We start from the raw sequence: 15,852 nt of genomic DNA, 5'->3' as shown, positions 1-15,852 counted from the left end.
CATCAGGCTCCGTGGGAGGAAGAGACAAGTGTTTTTTCGCCGAGCCGCGTGAGGCGGCTGGCGGTAATATAGCTATCGACAAGATGCCGTTCGGCAGCAAACGGGTGCCATTCCCAGCCGGCGTGACCAAAGCCGGCCAACATTACCTCGGCCTCGGCATATTTGTTCAGCACCTCGACAATGACGATCATGCCGCTGCTCGGCACCACGTAGGGCGCCGGCGCAAAGGCCGAAAGCGAGGCGTCGACGGCCTCGTGGACCGCCTTGCCGATGACGACATGCCTCTTGCCGGTCTCCGCACAGAAGGCGCCGAACGCCTCCGTATAGTCGTCGCAGAAATCGTCGAGCTCCGGATGCGAGACGGCAAGCGGCGCCCGCATCGCGGCGAATTTTTCCGGGTCGCGCGCGCTCCAGATTTCGCGCGCCGCGATGATGCCGGGATGAGCGCGCCACTCAGGCGAGCCGAGCATTGCCTTTGCCGGCCGGCCGGTATTGCAGACCGCAACGGCATCCGTGCGGCTGCCGCCGGCGCCGTAGGAGCGGCAATCGTTGAAGCGGATCACGAAATCGGCGGCATCGATGATGCCTGCCTGTCCTTCCCCGACCTCGCCATTGCCGACGATTACGATCTTTTTGATCACCTTAATTGCTCATCGTATCTTCGAGCTGTTTCAGCTCTTTCGTGCGTTTATCCGTCTCTTCGGCCAGGCATCCGGCAACCAGCATCGGCTCCATCGTGCCGCCACGGGCCTGAAAGCCGAAGGCGTCGCATTCGGCGTCGCGATAATCGATCCAGGCGCGCTGCGCCTTGACCAGCGCCTTTTCCGCGCCCTTCATGTCGCCATCCAGATCCTTGTCGATCGCCACCATGGCGGCCCTCGTCTTCTTGTATTGCTCGTTCAGCGCCTTGTCGGCCGCCTCATGGCGCGCCTCTTCGCAGGAGGTCATGTCCGATTGCGTCTGCGGATTTTTGCAATCGACATCCTGCGCGGACGCACCGCCGGCCACAAACAGCATCGCCGCCCCGATGAGGCAAATATTCAGACGCATTCACCTCTCCCGTTCTTCTAAAGCTTGCCCATCACCAGCTGGCGGAAGCCATAGACCTCGCGCTTGCCGGAAAGTGGGATCAGCGTCACCGAGCGCGTCTGCCCTGGCTCGAAGCGCACTGCCGTTCCCGCCGGAATATCGAGCCGCTTGCCATGCGCCGCGGCGCGGTCGAAGGAAAGCCCGGCATTGGTTTCGGCGAAGTGGTAGTGACTGCCGACCTGCACCGGCCGGTCGCCGGTATTGGAAACCTCCAGCGTCACCGTCGGCGCGCCGGCATTGAGTTCGATGTCGCCGCTTGCGGCAATGATCTCGCCCGGAATCATAGGGTTCTCCTTAAGCCGCCTTGGGCGCGCAGCCCTCGGCCTTCAGCACACGTTTTGTCGAAGCAGGATTTTTGGCAAGCATGGCGGCCGGCCGGATAGGCCTGGCAACGAGATTGCCGCCGCAGTTCGGGCAGGCACCCTTCAACACGCCGTCGACGCAATCGGCGCAGAAGGTGCATTCATAGGTGCAGATCCGCGCCTCCGCGCTATCAGGCGGCAGGTCCTTGTCGCAGCATTCGCAATTGGGCCTGAGCTTGAGCATGCTCTTTCCTCACCGGATCGGTTCGTGGACGGTGACGAGTTTGGTTCCATCCGGGAACGTCGCCTCCACCTGCACGTCGTGGATCATCTCGGCAACGCCTTCCATCACCTGGTCGCGGCCAATCACATGGGCGCCGGCCTCCATCAGCTCGGCGACGGGGCGGCCATCACGGGCGCCTTCGACGACGAAATCGCTGATCAGTGCTATCGCCTCGGGATAGTTCAGCTTGACGCCGCGCTCCAGCCGCCGCCGCGCCACCATCGCCGCCATCGATATCAGCAGCTTGTCTTTTTCTCTCGGAGTGAGGTTCATTACGTACCCATCTGCTTCGTGCTTAAATTCATAGATTCCAGACTTTCGGCACAGGCGCACCATTGCGCAAGGTAGAAATGACCGGGATCAGGATTTTTCTGAGCGAGAAGCCGTCGGCTGCTGCAAGACGCACGACGAGCTTGTCGTTCCAGGCGCTGGCACCACCCATCAGCCCTTCGACGAGCGGCCGCACTTTGCCGAGATAGGCCTCCGCCAGCGGCCCGGTGTAAAGCAAGGTCGCGAAGGCGACCTGCCCGCCGAGCACGGCCTGACGTGCAGCCAGCGCCGAAATACCTTCGGAAAGTTTCAGTTCCTCGGCATGGATCAACCGGCCCGGACGGCGGATACGCCAGCGGTCACGAAAGAGCCCGGTCTCCACCGCCTCGCCCATCGCCTTGCGGCCGAGCAGCACGGCCTCGACGGCCAGGAATTCGGCGTTCTCGTCGAGATCGACATCGAGCCGGCGGAAAAGCGAAGCCCGGTCGAAGAGGATCGTCTCCTGCGGCAGCCAGTCGACGCGTGCTCGCGCGCCGACCTTAATACGGGTCGTCACCTCGGCGGTGCCTGTCGATGCCTTGTAGATCTTCTCGCAGGCCTGGGTAGTGACGTCGATCTTCGTGCCGGCGCCGGCAACGACGCTCCAATCCATCCGGTCCCCGCCGGTCAGCCCGCCCGCGGTGTTGATGATCACGGCTTCCATCGACACATCGAACGTATCTGGCAGGCGGATCTTCGCCGCGCCCTCCTGATAGAGCTCGCGAATGCGCGTGCGGCCATCGAGCAGCCTCGCCGCCAGATGCCCGCGTCCCTCCGCTCTTTGCGGTCTGGTGCTGGCCGCCGCAATCGTCATATCGTCCCTTTCGGTCGCGCTACCGCTTTTCATTCCATCGCGCGGATAACGGAAAGCAAGCAATTCCTATGCCGCCCGAAAGGTGCAGCAGATCGGCGAAGCGCCGCTCCAACTGCCGCAAAATACGGCATCTGCCCGTCAGACGGTCAGATGACGGCGGGCTTCCGGCGTGTCCAGCGTCTCCGCCAGTCCTTCATGCACGATCTCGCCGCGATCCATGATGTAGACGTAATCGGCAAGCTCCCGGCAGAAATCCAGATATTGTTCGACGAGCAGGATCGCCATGCCGGTGGAATCGCGGAGGTAGCGGATCGCCCGGCCGATATCCTTGATGATCGACGGCTGGATGCCCTCGGTCGGCTCGTCGAGCACGAGGATCTTCGGCCGCGTCACCATCGCGCGTCCAATCGCCAACTGCTGCTGCTGTCCGCCGGAAAGATCGCCGCCCCGACGCGACAGCATCGACTTCAGCACCGGAAAGAGACTGAAGATATCGTCGGGAATATTGCGGTCGCGGCGGCTAAGCGGGGCAAAGCCGGTTTCGAGATTTTCCTTCACGGTGAGCAGCGGAAAGATTTCGCGCCCCTGCGGCACGTAGCCGATGCCCTGCTTAGCGCGGGCAAAGGGCGGCAGGCCGTTCAGCTTCGTATCGTTGAAGGTGACGGTGCCGGCCGACAGCGGATGCTGGCCGGTGACGGCGCGCAGCAGCGAGCTCTTGCCGACGCCGTTGCGGCCCAGGACGCAGGTGATCTTGGCCATCTCCGCCTTGATGGAGATGCCGCGCAGCGCCTGCGCCGCGCCATAATGCAGATTTGCGTTCTCGACTGTCAGCATCCGTTCACCCATTCCCCATCAGTTCATCAGGCTGCGCCTCAGCGTCTGCAGGGCATAGTCCTGTTCTTTCGTTCTCCCGCCACCGACCGCAGCTACGTCCTCGGCAATACCGATCAGCTGCTGGCGCTCCTGCATGTCGAGCGCCTTCATCCAGAGGTCTCGAAACCGGCGGATCGGATCTTCGGGACTGGTGACGTTCTTGGACGCCCATTCGCCGAACACCAGCACCTCTTCCATGTCGCCTGGCCGGATGATGCCCGTCATATGGCTGCGGACGACATCCTTCGCCGCGTCGACATACATCGGCTTTTCCTTGGCAAGGCAGAAGAAGAAAGCCACCGCCGCAATCGCCGGGTCGGCGATGGACGCCAGCGGCGCTGCCTCAGCCTGCCTGCGGCGCTTTCCGCGCCTATAAGCGCCCCGCATACGCTCGACGGAATCGATGATCTCGTTTCCAGCCTCACGTATCATTTTGAAACGCCAATACCAGATGACCGCGCCGCTGACCGCCGCGACCAGAATGCCGAGAAAAGCCATGCTGAAACCCCACAAGAATACCCACTCGTTTTTAGAGCTTGTTCTTTTGTCAGGTTCAAGCCTGGAAGTTGCATTGATCACCGCCCCAAATAGTTCTCGATCACCTTCGGATCCGAACTCACGAAATCGATCGATCCTTCCGCAAGCACCGAACCTTCCGCGAGGCAGGTCACCTTGACGCCGAGGTCGCGGATGAAGCCCATATCGTGTTCGACGACGACGACCGAACGGGTCCTGGCGATGTCCTTGAGCAGGATCGCCGTTTCCGCCGTCTCCGCATCCGTCATGCCGGCAACGGGCTCGTCGACCAGCAGCAGCTTCGGTTCTTGCGCGAGCAGCATGCCGATCTCCAGCCACTGCTTCTGCCCGTGCGAGAGATTGGCGGCCAGCTCGTCGCGCCGGTGGGTCAGCCGCACCGTTTCGAGGACTTCCTCGATGCGCGTCCTGTCTTCGCCCGAAAGCCGGTAGAACAGCGTCGAAAACACCCGGCGGCGGCGGTTCAGCGCCAATTCCAGATTGTCCCAGACCGTGTGGCTTTCGAAGACCGTCGGCTTCTGGAACTTGCGGCCGATGCCGAGCTGAGCAATGTCGGCCTCATCCTTCTTGGTGAGATCAACAGTGCCGTTAAAGAACACCTCTCCCTCGTCAGGCCTGGTCTTGCCGGTGATGATATCCATCATCGTCGTCTTGCCAGCGCCGTTCGGGCCGATGATGGCGCGAAGCTCGCCCGGCTCGATGACGATCGAGAGCGAATTCAGCGCCTTGAAGCCGTCGAAGGAAACGGAGACGCCGCTGAGATAGAGCACGCTGGTGGGTTTGACGTCGGGAATCATGGTGCTCACTCCGCTGCCTGGATTTTCGGCTCGATCCCGTCTTCCTTCGCCGGTTGCGGCGCGGGCTCGGAGACGGTCTTCCGCTTGGCGAAATAGTGCGAGATCGTGCCGACGACGCCCTTCGGCAGGAGCAGCGTCACGGCGACGAAGAGGCCGCCGAGCGCAAAGAGCCAGAACTCCGGGAAGAGACCGGTAAAGATCGTCTTGCCGCCGTTGACGAGCATCGCGCCGATGATCGGCCCAATCAGAGTTCCCCGCCCGCCGACCGCCGTCCATATGACGACCTCGATGGAGTTGGCGGGCGCGAATTCGCCGGGATTGATGATGCCGACCTGCGGCACATAGAGCGCGCCGGCAATGCCCGCCATCATCGCCGACACGACGAAGGTGAAGAGCTTGAAATGCTCGACGCGGTAGCCGAGGAAGCGTGTGCGGCTTTCGGCATCGCGCACGCCGACGAGCACCTTGCCGAATTTCGAACGCACGATTGCCGAGGCGATCGTCAGCGACAGCGCCAGGAAGATCGCGGTCGCGGCAAAGAGGCTGGCGCGCGTGCCGTCCGCCTGGATGTTGAAGCCGAGGATATCCTTGAAATCGGTCATGCCGTTATTGCCGCCGAAGCCCATGTCGTTGCGGAAGAAGGCAAGCAGCAGCGCGTATGTCATCGCCTGGGTGATGATCGAGAGGTAAACGCCGTTGACGCGCGAGCGGAAGGCAAACCAACCGAAGACGAAGGCGAGCAGCCCGGGCACGGCGAGCACCATCAGCGCCGCGAACCAGAACTGGTCGAAGCCGTACCAGAACCAGGGCAGTTCCTTCCAGTTCAGGAACACCATGAAGTCTGGCAGCATGGGATCGCCGTAGACGCCGCGCGAGCCGATCTGGCGCATCAGATACATGCCCATCGCATAGCCGCCGAGCGCGAAGAAAGCGCCGTGGCCGAGCGAGAGAATGCCGCAGAAACCCCAGACGAGATCGAGCGCCAGCGCCAGCAAAGCGTAGGTCAGGTATTTGCCGAACAGCGCCATGATATAGGTCGGGATGTGCAGCGGGTGCGTCGGGCCGGTGGCAAGGTTCAGCACCGGCACGAGAATGGCGACCGCCAGCAACAGGGCGACGGCGATGGAGATCCTGCGATCGAGAGACCGGAGAAGGAAGGCCGTTATCATGCTTCCACCGCCCTTCCTTTGAGTGCGAAGAGCCCGCGCGGCCGCTTCTGGATGAAGAGAATGATGAGGACGAGCACCAGGATCTTGCCGAGCACGGCGCCGGCGAAGGGCTCGAGGAACTTGTTGACGACGCCGAGCGACAGCGCGCCGACCAGCGTGCCCCAGAGATTGCCGACACCGCCGAAGACGACGACCATGAAACTGTCGATGATGTAGTTCTGGCCGAGGTTCGGCGAGACGTTGTCGATCTGCGAGAGCGCCACACCGGCCATGCCGGCGATGCCGGAGCCGAGCGCAAAGGTGAAGGCATCGACCCAGCCGGTGCGAATGCCCATCGACGAGGCCATGCGCCGGTTCTGCGTCACCGCCCGCATCTGCAGGCCGAAGGCGGAGCGCTTGAGCAGCATCAACAGCGTCAGGAAAACGACCATCGAGAAGACGATGATCCAGAGTCGGTTCCAGGTGATGACGAGCCCGCCGAAATCGAAGGCGCCGGACATCCAGCTCGGATTGCGGACCTCGCGGTTAGTCGGGCCGAAATAGCTGCGGATCGCCTGCTGCAGGATCAGCGACACGCCCCAGGTGGCAAGCAGCGTTTCCAGCGGCCGGCCGTAGAGGTAGCGGATCACTGCACGTTCGATGACGAGACCGACAAAGCCGGTAAAGACGAAGGCGGCCGGCACCGCGAAAGCCAGCGAATAATCGGCGAGTGACGGGAAGGCCGAAGCGATTGTTTCCTGCACGACATAGGTCGTATAGGCGCCGATCATCACCATCTCGCCATGCGCCATGTTGATGACACCCATGACGCCGAAGGTGATGGCAAGGCCGATTGCAGCCAGCAGCAGCACCGAGCCGAGCGACAGGCCGTACCAGACGTTCTGGACGACGTCCCAGAGCGCCAGGTCGCGGTTGATTGAATTGATCTCCGTCTGGATCGCGGGCTTCAGATCGTCAGGGGCATTCGCCATCGCGGTCGTCAGGATCGTCAGCGCATCGCGGCCGCCGCGGGCGGCGATCATGTCAATGGCGGCCCGCTTCTCCTCGCTCCCGGCATCGCTCTTCAGCACCATCACAGCCCGCGCCGCTTCCATCGTGCTTTTGATCTCCCCGTCCTTCTCGGCTGAAAGAGCCGAATTCAGAAGTTCGAGATTGGCGGGATCGGCATCCCTCAGCATGCCCTCGGCCGCTGCGAGCCGCGCGGAGCGATCCGGGCTCAAAAGTGTCAGCTGGCTCATCACAGTCGTGATCGTGGTGCGCAGCGAATTGTTGATCTTGACCTTCGACATCATGTCGGGGTCGACATCGGCAACCGCCTCGCCGGTGATCGGGTCGGAATAGGTGGGCTCGTCCTCCGTGCCGCCCTGAACGAGAACGGGGCCGCCCTCCGAATTGACGTAGAGCTGGCCGCCGCTCAGTTGCTGCAGGATCTGGCTGACATGCGAATCCCCGGAAGCGGCAAGCGCCCGGATGGCCGCGTCGCGCTCGGGAAAGCCGCCGACGCCGAGCGCATCGACGAGAGCATGCACGTCACCCTCGGCGCGCAGGCTGGCCACCGGAAACGTCAGGCCGGAAAGCATCAGGCAAAATGTCAGAAGAAAAATCGTGATGGCGCGAAACATCGGCTCTCTCGCCTTGAGTGTCGTCGGCCTTTCGGCGCAGCGGTAAGGACGGAGCTTCCGCCCGGATCAGCTCCGGACGGAAGTCTTTAGGCTGTCAACAGTTGGATCTCCTCAGGAGCCCTTGCCGCCGCACTTACCGGTCGCGACGTTGAAGTTGCCGCAGGAGAGAGGCTTGCGCCAATCGGAGATCAGGTCCTTTGAGTCAGGCAGGTAGTCAGACCATTCGTCACCAACGACAGCGGGCGTCTGCTGGACGATCTCGAACTGGCCATCGGCCTGGATTTCACCGATCAGCACCGGCTTAGTGATATGGTGGTTCGGCATGACGGTGGCATAGCCGCCGGAGAGGTTCGGAACGCTGACGCCGATGATGGAGTCGAGAACCTTATCGGTATCGGTCGTGCCGGCAGCCTGGACGGCCTTAACCCAGGCGTTGAAGCCGATATAGGCAGCTTCCATCGGGTCGTTGGTCACGCGCTTGTCGTTCTTGGTGAATGCGTGCCAGTCCTTGATGAACTTCTTGTTGGCAGGGCTTTCCACGGATTCGAAGTAGTTCCAGGCAGCGAGATGGCCGACGAGCGGCTTGGTGTCGAGACCGGCAAGCTCTTCTTCGCCGACCGAGAAGGCGACGACGGGGATGTCGGTTGCCTTGATGCCCTTGTTGCCCAGTTCCTTGTAGAACGGAACGTTGGCATCGCCGTTGATCGTCGAGACGACCGCCGTCTTCTTGCCGGCGGAACCGAATTCCTTGATCTTGGAAACTTCGGTCTGCCAGTCGGAGAAGCCGAACGGCGTGTAGTTGGTCATGATGTCTTCTTTCGGAATACCCTTCGAAATCAGGTATGCCTCGAGAATCTTGTTGGTCGTGCGCGGATAGACGTAGTCGGTACCTTCGAGCACGAAGCGTTTGACGCCTTCTTTTTCCATCAGGTAGTCGACGGCCGGAATTGCCTGCTGGTTCGGAGCCGCACCGGTGTAGAAGATGTTGCGCGAGGATTCTTCGCCTTCGTACTGCACGGGATAGAAGAGCAGCGAATTGAGTTCTTCGAAAACCGGCAGGACGGATTTGCGCGAGGACGAGGTCCAGCAGCCGAAGACGGCGGCGACCTTGTCTTTTTCGATCAGCTCACGCGCCTTTTCGGCAAATAGCGGCCAGTCGGACGCCGGATCGACGACGACGGCTTCGAGCTTCTTGCCGAGAAGGCCGCCCTTCTTGTTCTGCTCGTCAATGAGCATCAGCATGGCGTCTTTCAGCGTGGTTTCGGAAATCGCCATCGTGCCCGAGAGCGAATGCAGCACGCCGACCTTGATCGTATCGTCGGCGGCAATCGCGCTGCTGAAGGCAGCCGACGCTGCCATGACGGCGCCGAGCGCGGCGCCTGTAATCGTGGATTTGAGATTCATATGGTTGATCCCCTCTCTTGTTCCGCAACAGGCCGGAAACGGAGTTAACTGTTGCCGAGGGGACTATCGGGTGCTGCAGCGCAAAAACACATACGCAAAATGACGTAGGCGCAGGGGTCGAATGCGCAGGCCGGCAAAGCACGGGCATCCCCACCAAAGGGGATGTCCTGTCGGTTCGATATTAGTCGTCCATCGTCAAGGTGACCGAGGTCGGGCCGTAGGACAGGGTCGCCCTATGGCCGGAGATTGTGAAATTGCCGAAGGTGCCGGTAATGGCGGCAGCCTTCAGGATTTCGATCTTCGTTCCCGGCGCCGGGGCAAGGCCATGGGCGAGCGCCACGTCGAGATCGCCGGCAAGCGTCGCCTTGCCTGCAACGACCAGCGTGCCGGCGCCATTCGCGCCGAGAGTCGGCTTCGCCGTCGCACTGGCGAGCTGCAGATAGTCGCCGCCCACGGCCAAGGGCTTGTCGGCCGCCACGATGAGCGAACCGCCATTGACCGTCAGCCCGCCGGCGCCGAAGGCCGAAGGCGAGCCGGCCACCAGCACGCCCTCGTCCAGCACGGTACCGCCGGCATAGCTGTTGGCGCCAGAAAGACCGAGAATGCCGCTGCCGCGCTTCACCAGCTTACCCTTGCCGCCGATGTCGTTGCGCCAGCTATCGATCGCATTGAAGCCGCCCTTTGCCGCATCCATGGTCACCGTCACATCCTGGTCAAAAGCGCCATAGCCATCGGCGGCGGCAAACAGGTTCAGGCGGCCGTAGCCTTCCGCGTCGTCGAGAAGCGGATAGCCCGAAGCGATCTCCGTTGTGCCAAGCACCTCGCGGCGCTGTTCACCATCGAGATAGGGCAGACGGGTTTCCAGAAGCGCTTCGGCGCCCTGCGGCACGCGAGCCGGCTGATCGGTCGCATGGATCGTCGGCAGGCCATAGCTCAGGCGCTGCAGAATGTAAGCGCGATTGGCATCATGATCGGCGAAACGGTCCGCCGAAAGCGGCGCCGCATGGGCGGCGACTTCGAGCGCCCCCGCATCCGAAACACCCGACTTGGCGATCAGCCATGACTGCGCCTGGGCGTAGGCAGCGCTCTTCAGCGCTGAATTGTCGGACTTGTTCAGGTTATAGACGACCGTGGCGGTGCCAAGCATGCGGCCGCCCATCACGTCGAGCGGAGAGTGCATGCCGGCAAGGATGCGGTCTTCACCCATTTCGCTGGCGCGCGCGATCATTTCCTGGAATCGCTGCGGCACCAGATAGGCCATGGCGAGCGCATCCCGCCAGGCTTCCGCCGTATGTCCGCTGGGGAAGCCACCGTCCTCGACCGGCTTGCTGCTTTTGACGGGCTCGAGCGTCGGGACGACCGAGACGTCCGGGCTCCAGCGATAGGGACGGCCATATTTGAAATAGCGCTTGGCGGGCTCCGTCGAGCCATCGCCGCTTGCGGCATTGATGAAGTCGATGGCGAGGCCCATGTCCAGGTTGGCGTCGGTCTTGTTTTCCGCGTCCGGTTTGCTGCCGGCGCCGCGATTGTTCCCCTTGTCGTCATATTTGACCGTCGTCGCATCGGCCGCGACTTCGGTGATCGTGGTGGTCTGCTTGGAACCGGCCTTCCAGGCATCGGTCAGCGGGCCGAGGCCATCGACGATGCTGGCATTTTTGCCGCGCCGGTCGTCGAGATAGGCCGCGACTGCCTGTTCGGCAGTACGCGCCTTTGTCGCCTTGATGACATAGCCGATATTCGCATCATGAACGAGCTTGTTGACGATCTGGCCGTCGGTCTTGCTGAAGGGGATGCCGTCCCAATCTGTCTTGGCGACTGCAGGGCAATTGTCCTTGGCCGGAGCTTCTACGCCGGCATCGACGAAGGGCGTGCGCGGCCTCCATACTTCTAAGAAGCCGGAGAGAAGATGGACGGCGGCGTTGGTGTCGGCGGTCGAGAAGCAAGCGTCACCGCGCTTGTTGGTGTTTCCGGTCTCGGCATAGGGCGCTTTCGCGCTTGTGGCTTGCTCTGCCGCGGCAAGCGAGGGCACGACCGAAAGAAGGCTGACGAGAGCGGTGCTCAGGCGGCAAAGTTTTGAAACAGACATGAGTATACCCGGAATGGTTTAACGAACGGCGGTAGGGTTAGAGCGGATACGTGACAGCGCCGTTTCAAAAATATGACTGTTCTGCAAATCCGCCAGTGCTCACCCCTTGCCTTTCCCGTCCATCCCGCCAAAACTGCCGTGGAAACGATGAGCCCAACGAGAGTGCCGGAAAGAGGGCATGACAGCGCGCCAACGCATCATTCCGGTGAGACGCGAATATAATCGCTGGGTCGCCAACCAGACGCTGGAAGATTACGCGCTGCGCTTCACCGCAAAGAGCGCCCGCCATTTTTCCTCCGAGCGCATCTCGCAGACGGCGATCGGCGCAATCTCCTTCCTGGCGCTCGAAGCGATCGGCGCCGCGATCACCCTCTCTTACGGCACCACCAACGCCTTCTACGCCATCATCGTCGCCTCGATCGCCATGCTGGCGATCGGCCTGCCGATCAGCCGCTACGCCATCCGCCACGGCGTCGACATCGATCTTCTGACGCGCGGCGCCGGTTTCGGCTACATCGGCTCGACCATCACCTCGCTGATCTACGCGGGCTTCACCTTCATGCTGTTTGCGATCGAAGCCTCAATCATGTCCGGGGCGCTGGAGCTCACCCTCGGCATTCCGCTCTGGATCGGTTACATCATCAGCGCCGTCATGGTGATCCCGCTGGTGACGCACGGCGTGCGGCTGATCAGTAAGTTCCAGCTGATGACCCAGCCCTTCTGGATCGTGCTGAACATCCTGCCCTTCATCTTCATCGCCTTCATGGACTGGGAAAAGTTCGATCTCTGGCGCGCCTTCGCCGGCATCCATCATGCTTCGGGTCCTCCCGGCACCGTCGCAGGCTTTGATCTGGTTGAATTCGGTGCAGCCTCCGCCGTCATCCTGGCGCTGATGTCGCAGATCGGCGAACAGGCCGATTTCCTGCGCTTCCTGCCGCCGGTCCCGCAGCGCAAGTGGCGCCATCGCCTCGCCGTCTTCCTCGCCGGTCCCGGCTGGGTCATCATCGGCGCACCGAAGCTGCTTGCCGGTTCGTTTCTCGTCGTGCTGACCCTCGCCTCGGGCGTGCCTCTCGACCGTGCTGCCGATCCGGCGCAGATGTATCTGACCGCCTTCGGCTACATGGTTCCCTGGCATAACGCTGCACTGCTGCTGATGGCCGCCTTCGTCGTCGTTTCGCAGCTCAAGATCAACGTGATGAACGCCTATGCCGGCTCACTCGCCTGGTCGAATTTCTTCTCACGGCTGACCCACAGCCATCCCGGCCGTGTCATCTGGCTTGTCTTCAACGTCGCAATCGCCCTGCTCCTGATGGAACTCGGCATCTACAGGCTGCTGGAAGAGACGCTCGGCATCTTCTCGATCATCGCCATGGCCTGGCTCTGCACGATTTCGGCCGATCTCTTCATCAACAAGCCGCTGGGGCTTGCCCCTCCCGGCATCGAGTTCAAGCGCGCCCATCTCTACGACATCAACCCGGTCGGCCTCGGCGCCATGACGCTTTCGGCGACGATATCGCTCGTCGCCCATTTCGGCGCCTTCGGCGAGACAGCCGCTTCGCTCGCCCCCTATATCACCCTCGTCATCGCCCTCATCGCCACGCCGGCGATCGCCTGGGCGACAAAGGGGAAATTCTACCTCGCGCGCAAGCCGCGCCAGAGCTGGAAGAACCAGACGAACATCACCTGTTCCGTCTGCGAGCACCCATTCGAACCGGAGGATATGGCCTGGTGCCCGGCCTATGCCGCCCCGATCTGCTCGCTCTGCTGCTCGCTCGACAGCCGCTGCCACGACATGTGCAAGCCGGCCGCGCGTTTTAACGCCCAGGTCGGTACGGTCGCGAGGACGCTGCTGCCGGAGAGTATTCTGGGCAAGCTGACGACGCGACTCGGCCGCTATGCCATCGCCGTCGCCCTGGCGCTGACCACCATCGGCGCGATCCTGGCGATGATCGCCCATCAGGTCGCCTCCGCCTCGCCGGAAACGGCAGAGGTTGTCGATCGCACCATTCTGATCGTCTTCTTTGTCTTCTCGGTGATTTCAGGCGTCGTCTGCTGGTTCTATGTGCTCGCCCATGACAGCCGCGTCGTCGCCGAGGAGGAATCCTCGCGCCAGAACACGCTGCTGCTCAAGGAAATCGCCGCCCACAAGAAAACCGATGCCGCCCTGCAGAATGCCAAGGAGACGGCCGAGGCTGCCAACCGCGCCAAGAGCCGCTATGTCGTCGGCCTCAGCCATGAACTGCGCACGCCGCTGAATGCCGTGCTCGGCTATGCCCAGATCCTCGAACGCGACGAAACGATCCCCGCGCCGCGCCAATCCTCGATCAAGGTCATCCGCCGCAGCGCCGAACATCTCTCGGGGCTGATCGACGGCCTGCTCGATATTTCCAAGATCGAGGCCGGCCGCCTGCAGGTCTATTCCAACGAGATCAACATCCATGACTTCCTCGACCAGATCATCGAACTGTTTCGGCCGCAGGCGCAGGCAAAGGGGCTCGCCTTCATCCATGATCGCTCGCCAGCCTTGCCTCAATTCGTCCGCACCGACGAAAAGCGCCTGCGCCAGATTCTCGTCAACCTGCTCTCCAATGCCATCAAGTTCACCGACGAAGGCAGCGTCACCTTCGATGTCGCCTATCGCAGCCAGGTCGCGACCTTCACCGTCACCGATACCGGCCGCGGCATCGCCGAGAAGGACCTGACGCGCATCTACGAACCTTTCCAGCGGGGCGAGGCAGACAGCGTGCGGCCGATGCCTGGCCTCGGTCTCGGCCTCACCATCACCCGGCTTCTGACCAACACGCTTGGTGGCGAGATTGCGGTCTCGAGCGTCAAGGACGAGGGTTCAACCTTCCGTGTGCGGCTGATGCTGTCCGCCGTCATGCGCGCCGCCGCCCCGCCGCAGGAAAAGCGCATCGTCGGTTACGACGGTCCGCGCCGCACCATCGTCGTCGTCGACGACAACGAGGATCACCGCGAGATGATGCGCGAAATCCTGGCGCCGCTCGATTTCATCGTGCTGACAGCGGCAGGCGGCGCCGAATGCCTGACACTGATCGACGGCATCCTGCCCGATCTGTTCCTCGTCGATATACTGATGCCCGGCATGAGCGGCTGGCAGCTCGTCTCGCGTCTGCGTGAGGCTGGTCAGACAGCACCGGTTGTGATGCTTTCGGCCAACATCGGCGATGCGACGGTTCTGAGCGACAGCGACGACAGCCACAATGATGCGATCGGCAAGCCGGTCGACATCCGCCAGCTGCGCGACAAGCTCGCTTTGCATCTCGGCCTGAACTGGATCTATGCCGATGACGCGCCCGCCGCTCCTGCAAAGATGGAGGCGCCGATGCGGGGCCCAGGTGCCGCCCATGTGCAGGAATTGCTGCGGCTCGGCGAGATCGGTTACATCAGGGGCATCGAAGCCAAGCTTTCGGACCTTGCCAAGGTGGAGGCAAATCGGCCATTCACCGAGGCTCTTCGACCCTATGTGGCCGCCTTCGATCTGGCCGGCTTCATGTCCTTCCTGCACGACTTCGACGAAAAGGTGGAATCCATTGGCTGAGCCGGCCCTCCCTCGCGACATCGTTCTGCTGGTCGACGACTCGCCCGAAGCGCTCGGTTTCCTCACAGACGCGCTCGAACAATCCGGCTTCTCCGTGCTGATCGCCACCTCGGGCACGGCAGCGCTTGGCATCGTCGAGCGGATCACGCCCGATCTGATCCTGCTCGACGCCGTGATGCCCGTGATGGACGGCTTCGAGACCTGCCGCAGGCTGAAGGCGAATGCCACTGTAGCGCAGGTGCCCGTCATCTTCATGACCGGCCTGACGGAGACCGAGCATGTCGTGCACGCGCTGGAATCCGGTGGCGTCGATTACCTCACCAAGCCGATCAACATCGACGAACTGCGCGCCCGCATCCGCGTCCATCTGCGCAATGCCCGCTCGGCCCAGAGCGCCCGCGTTGCGCTCGACGCTGCCGGCCGTCATCTGCTGGCGGTCAAGGGCGACGGCGCGATACATTGGTCGACGCCGCAGGCGACCCGGCTGGTCAATGCCGCCATGGGCAGTGACGACGGCATGGAGATCGTCGTCCGCCATATCGCCGGCTGGATGCGCGATCGCATGGCAGCAGTGCGCGACGGCATCATCTCAATCACCCATGCCGGCCAGGCGGCGCTGCAGCTTGCCTTCCTCGGTTCGATTGGCCCGGATGAATATCTATTCCGCCTCACCGCCGCCAGCCAGCGTAGCGACGACGAGATGCTGCGCCAGCGTTTTGCGCTCACCCAACGAGAATCCGAAGTGCTGCTCTGGATCGCCAAGGGCAAGGCAAACCGTGACATCGGCGAAATACTGGGCTTGTCGGCGCGCACAGTGAACAAACACCTCGAACAGATCTACGTGAAACTCGGCGTCGAAAACCGGGCGTCGGCGGCCGTGAAGGCGACGCATGTTCTGCATGAGATCTGAGGGATAGCGGACGGCGTTCCGTGGATCACGTCTCCTCCACCGCACCGCTGACAAGCGGCAGCAGTATCGCCTTCTCCATCCATCCAAGCCAGCGCCGA

At 62.3% G+C, this 15,852-nt stretch carries 15 protein-coding genes; 2 read left to right on the top strand and 13 right to left on the bottom strand.

Features of this window, described 5'->3' with window-relative positions; genetic code table 11:
• Nucleotides 1-2: 2 nt before the first annotated feature.
• The 13 genes from GGD53_RS03745 to GGD53_RS03685 all read right to left on the bottom strand — a co-directional run bounded on the left by GGD53_RS03745 (nt 3) and on the right by GGD53_RS03685 (nt 11,282).
• Nucleotides 3-641 (bottom strand): Urease operon accessory protein, encoded by a 639-nt coding sequence (locus GGD53_RS03745; protein WP_184453706.1) that lies wholly within the window; start codon nt 639-641, stop codon nt 3-5.
• 1 nt (nt 642) lies between these two features.
• Nucleotides 643-1,050, bottom strand: coding sequence for a lysozyme inhibitor LprI family protein (locus GGD53_RS03740; RefSeq protein WP_184453704.1), 408 nt, complete (start codon nt 1,048-1,050; stop codon nt 643-645).
• Between the two features lie 17 nt (nt 1,051-1,067).
• A complete protein-coding gene (locus tag GGD53_RS03735; RefSeq protein ID WP_003542314.1) occupies nt 1,068-1,373 on the bottom strand; it encodes an urease subunit beta in 306 nt (101 codons plus the stop codon).
• Between the two features lie 10 nt (nt 1,374-1,383).
• Entirely contained in the window at nt 1,384-1,635 is a 252-nt protein-coding gene (locus GGD53_RS03730) for a DUF1272 domain-containing protein (RefSeq protein ID WP_184453702.1), read from the bottom strand.
• A gap of 9 nt (nt 1,636-1,644) precedes the next feature.
• Nucleotides 1,645-1,947, bottom strand: a complete 303-nt coding sequence (locus GGD53_RS03725) for an urease subunit gamma (protein ID WP_064695492.1) — start codon at nt 1,945-1,947, stop codon at nt 1,645-1,647.
• Between the two features lie 28 nt (nt 1,948-1,975).
• Nucleotides 1,976-2,797, bottom strand: coding sequence for an urease accessory protein UreD (locus GGD53_RS03720; protein WP_184454309.1), 822 nt, complete (start codon nt 2,795-2,797; stop codon nt 1,976-1,978).
• Nucleotides 2,798-2,935: 138 nt separating this feature from the next.
• Nucleotides 2,936-3,631: an urea ABC transporter ATP-binding subunit UrtE gene (gene urtE, locus GGD53_RS03715; RefSeq protein WP_184453700.1), complete on the bottom strand. Its 696-nt coding sequence runs from the start codon at nt 3,629-3,631 to the stop codon at nt 2,936-2,938.
• 18 nt (nt 3,632-3,649) lie between these two features.
• Nucleotides 3,650-4,168: a hypothetical protein gene (locus GGD53_RS03710; protein WP_184453698.1), complete on the bottom strand. Its 519-nt coding sequence runs from the start codon at nt 4,166-4,168 to the stop codon at nt 3,650-3,652.
• 77 nt (nt 4,169-4,245) lie between these two features.
• Nucleotides 4,246-5,001 carry an urea ABC transporter ATP-binding protein UrtD gene (gene urtD, locus GGD53_RS03705; protein WP_184454307.1) on the bottom strand — a complete coding sequence of 252 codons (756 nt, stop codon included), beginning with the start codon at nt 4,999-5,001 and terminating at the stop codon, nt 4,246-4,248.
• A gap of 5 nt (nt 5,002-5,006) precedes the next feature.
• Nucleotides 5,007-6,170: an urea ABC transporter permease subunit UrtC gene (gene urtC, locus GGD53_RS03700; RefSeq protein WP_184453696.1), complete on the bottom strand. Its 1,164-nt coding sequence runs from the start codon at nt 6,168-6,170 to the stop codon at nt 5,007-5,009.
• Nucleotides 6,167-7,792 carry an urea ABC transporter permease subunit UrtB gene (gene urtB, locus GGD53_RS03695; RefSeq protein ID WP_184453694.1) on the bottom strand — a complete coding sequence of 542 codons (1,626 nt, stop codon included), beginning with the start codon at nt 7,790-7,792 and terminating at the stop codon, nt 6,167-6,169. Before urtB ends, urtC begins: the two co-directional genes overlap by 4 nt.
• A 111-nt stretch (nt 7,793-7,903) precedes the next feature.
• Nucleotides 7,904-9,196 (bottom strand): urea ABC transporter substrate-binding protein, encoded by a 1,293-nt coding sequence (gene urtA, locus GGD53_RS03690; protein ID WP_184453692.1) that lies wholly within the window; start codon nt 9,194-9,196, stop codon nt 7,904-7,906.
• Nucleotides 9,197-9,377: 181 nt separating this feature from the next.
• The gene (locus GGD53_RS03685) at nt 9,378-11,282 is read right to left on the bottom strand and encodes an acid phosphatase (RefSeq protein ID WP_184453690.1); all 1,905 of its coding nucleotides are present in this window, start codon (nt 11,280-11,282) and stop codon (nt 9,378-9,380) included.
• Nucleotides 11,283-11,460: 178 nt separating this feature from the next.
• Here GGD53_RS03685 and GGD53_RS03680 point away from each other — a divergent pair, with 178 nt between their 5' ends.
• Nucleotides 11,461-14,844 carry a hybrid sensor histidine kinase/response regulator gene (locus GGD53_RS03680; protein WP_184453688.1) on the top strand — a complete coding sequence of 1,128 codons (3,384 nt, stop codon included), beginning with the start codon at nt 11,461-11,463 and terminating at the stop codon, nt 14,842-14,844.
• Nucleotides 14,837-15,754: a response regulator transcription factor gene (locus tag GGD53_RS03675; protein WP_184453686.1), complete on the top strand. Its 918-nt coding sequence runs from the start codon at nt 14,837-14,839 to the stop codon at nt 15,752-15,754. The genes GGD53_RS03680 and GGD53_RS03675 overlap by 8 nt, the downstream gene beginning before the upstream one ends.
• Nucleotides 15,755-15,852 lie beyond the last annotated feature (98 nt).

Source organism: Rhizobium aethiopicum (genome assembly GCF_014197535.1).
Classification (GTDB): domain Bacteria; phylum Pseudomonadota; class Alphaproteobacteria; order Rhizobiales; family Rhizobiaceae; genus Rhizobium; species Rhizobium aethiopicum_A.
The sequence above is the reverse complement of the archived record's forward strand: the minus strand, read 5'-3'. Positions and strand labels throughout refer to the sequence as shown.

Bases quoted from the DNA above. Each gene is read 5' to 3' on its own strand.
- GGD53_RS03740 (WP_184453704.1), bottom strand. From the start codon at position 1,050: ATGCGTCTGAATATTTGCCTCATCGGGGCGGCGATGCTGTTTGTGGCC.
- GGD53_RS03735 (WP_003542314.1), bottom strand. From the start codon at position 1,373: ATGATTCCGGGCGAGATCATTGCCGCAAGCGGCGACATCGAACTCAAT.
- GGD53_RS03730 (WP_184453702.1), bottom strand. From the start codon at position 1,635: ATGCTCAAGCTCAGGCCCAATTGCGAATGCTGCGACAAGGACCTGCCG.
- GGD53_RS03725 (WP_064695492.1), bottom strand. From the start codon at position 1,947: ATGAACCTCACTCCGAGAGAAAAAGACAAGCTGCTGATATCGATGGCG.
- GGD53_RS03720 (WP_184454309.1), bottom strand. From the start codon at position 2,797: ATGACGATTGCGGCGGCCAGCACCAGACCGCAAAGAGCGGAGGGACGC.
- urtE (WP_184453700.1), bottom strand. From the start codon at position 3,631: ATGCTGACAGTCGAGAACGCAAATCTGCATTATGGCGCGGCGCAGGCG.
- GGD53_RS03710 (WP_184453698.1), bottom strand. From the start codon at position 4,168: ATGGCTTTTCTCGGCATTCTGGTCGCGGCGGTCAGCGGCGCGGTCATC.
- urtD (WP_184454307.1), bottom strand. From the start codon at position 5,001: ATGATTCCCGACGTCAAACCCACCAGCGTGCTCTATCTCAGCGGCGTC.
- urtC (WP_184453696.1), bottom strand. From the start codon at position 6,170: ATGATAACGGCCTTCCTTCTCCGGTCTCTCGATCGCAGGATCTCCATC.
- urtB (WP_184453694.1), bottom strand. From the start codon at position 7,792: ATGTTTCGCGCCATCACGATTTTTCTTCTGACATTTTGCCTGATGCTT.
- urtA (WP_184453692.1), bottom strand. From the start codon at position 9,196: ATGAATCTCAAATCCACGATTACAGGCGCCGCGCTCGGCGCCGTCATG.
- GGD53_RS03685 (WP_184453690.1), bottom strand. From the start codon at position 11,282: ATGTCTGTTTCAAAACTTTGCCGCCTGAGCACCGCTCTCGTCAGCCTT.
- GGD53_RS03680 (WP_184453688.1), top strand. From the start codon at position 11,461: ATGACAGCGCGCCAACGCATCATTCCGGTGAGACGCGAATATAATCGC.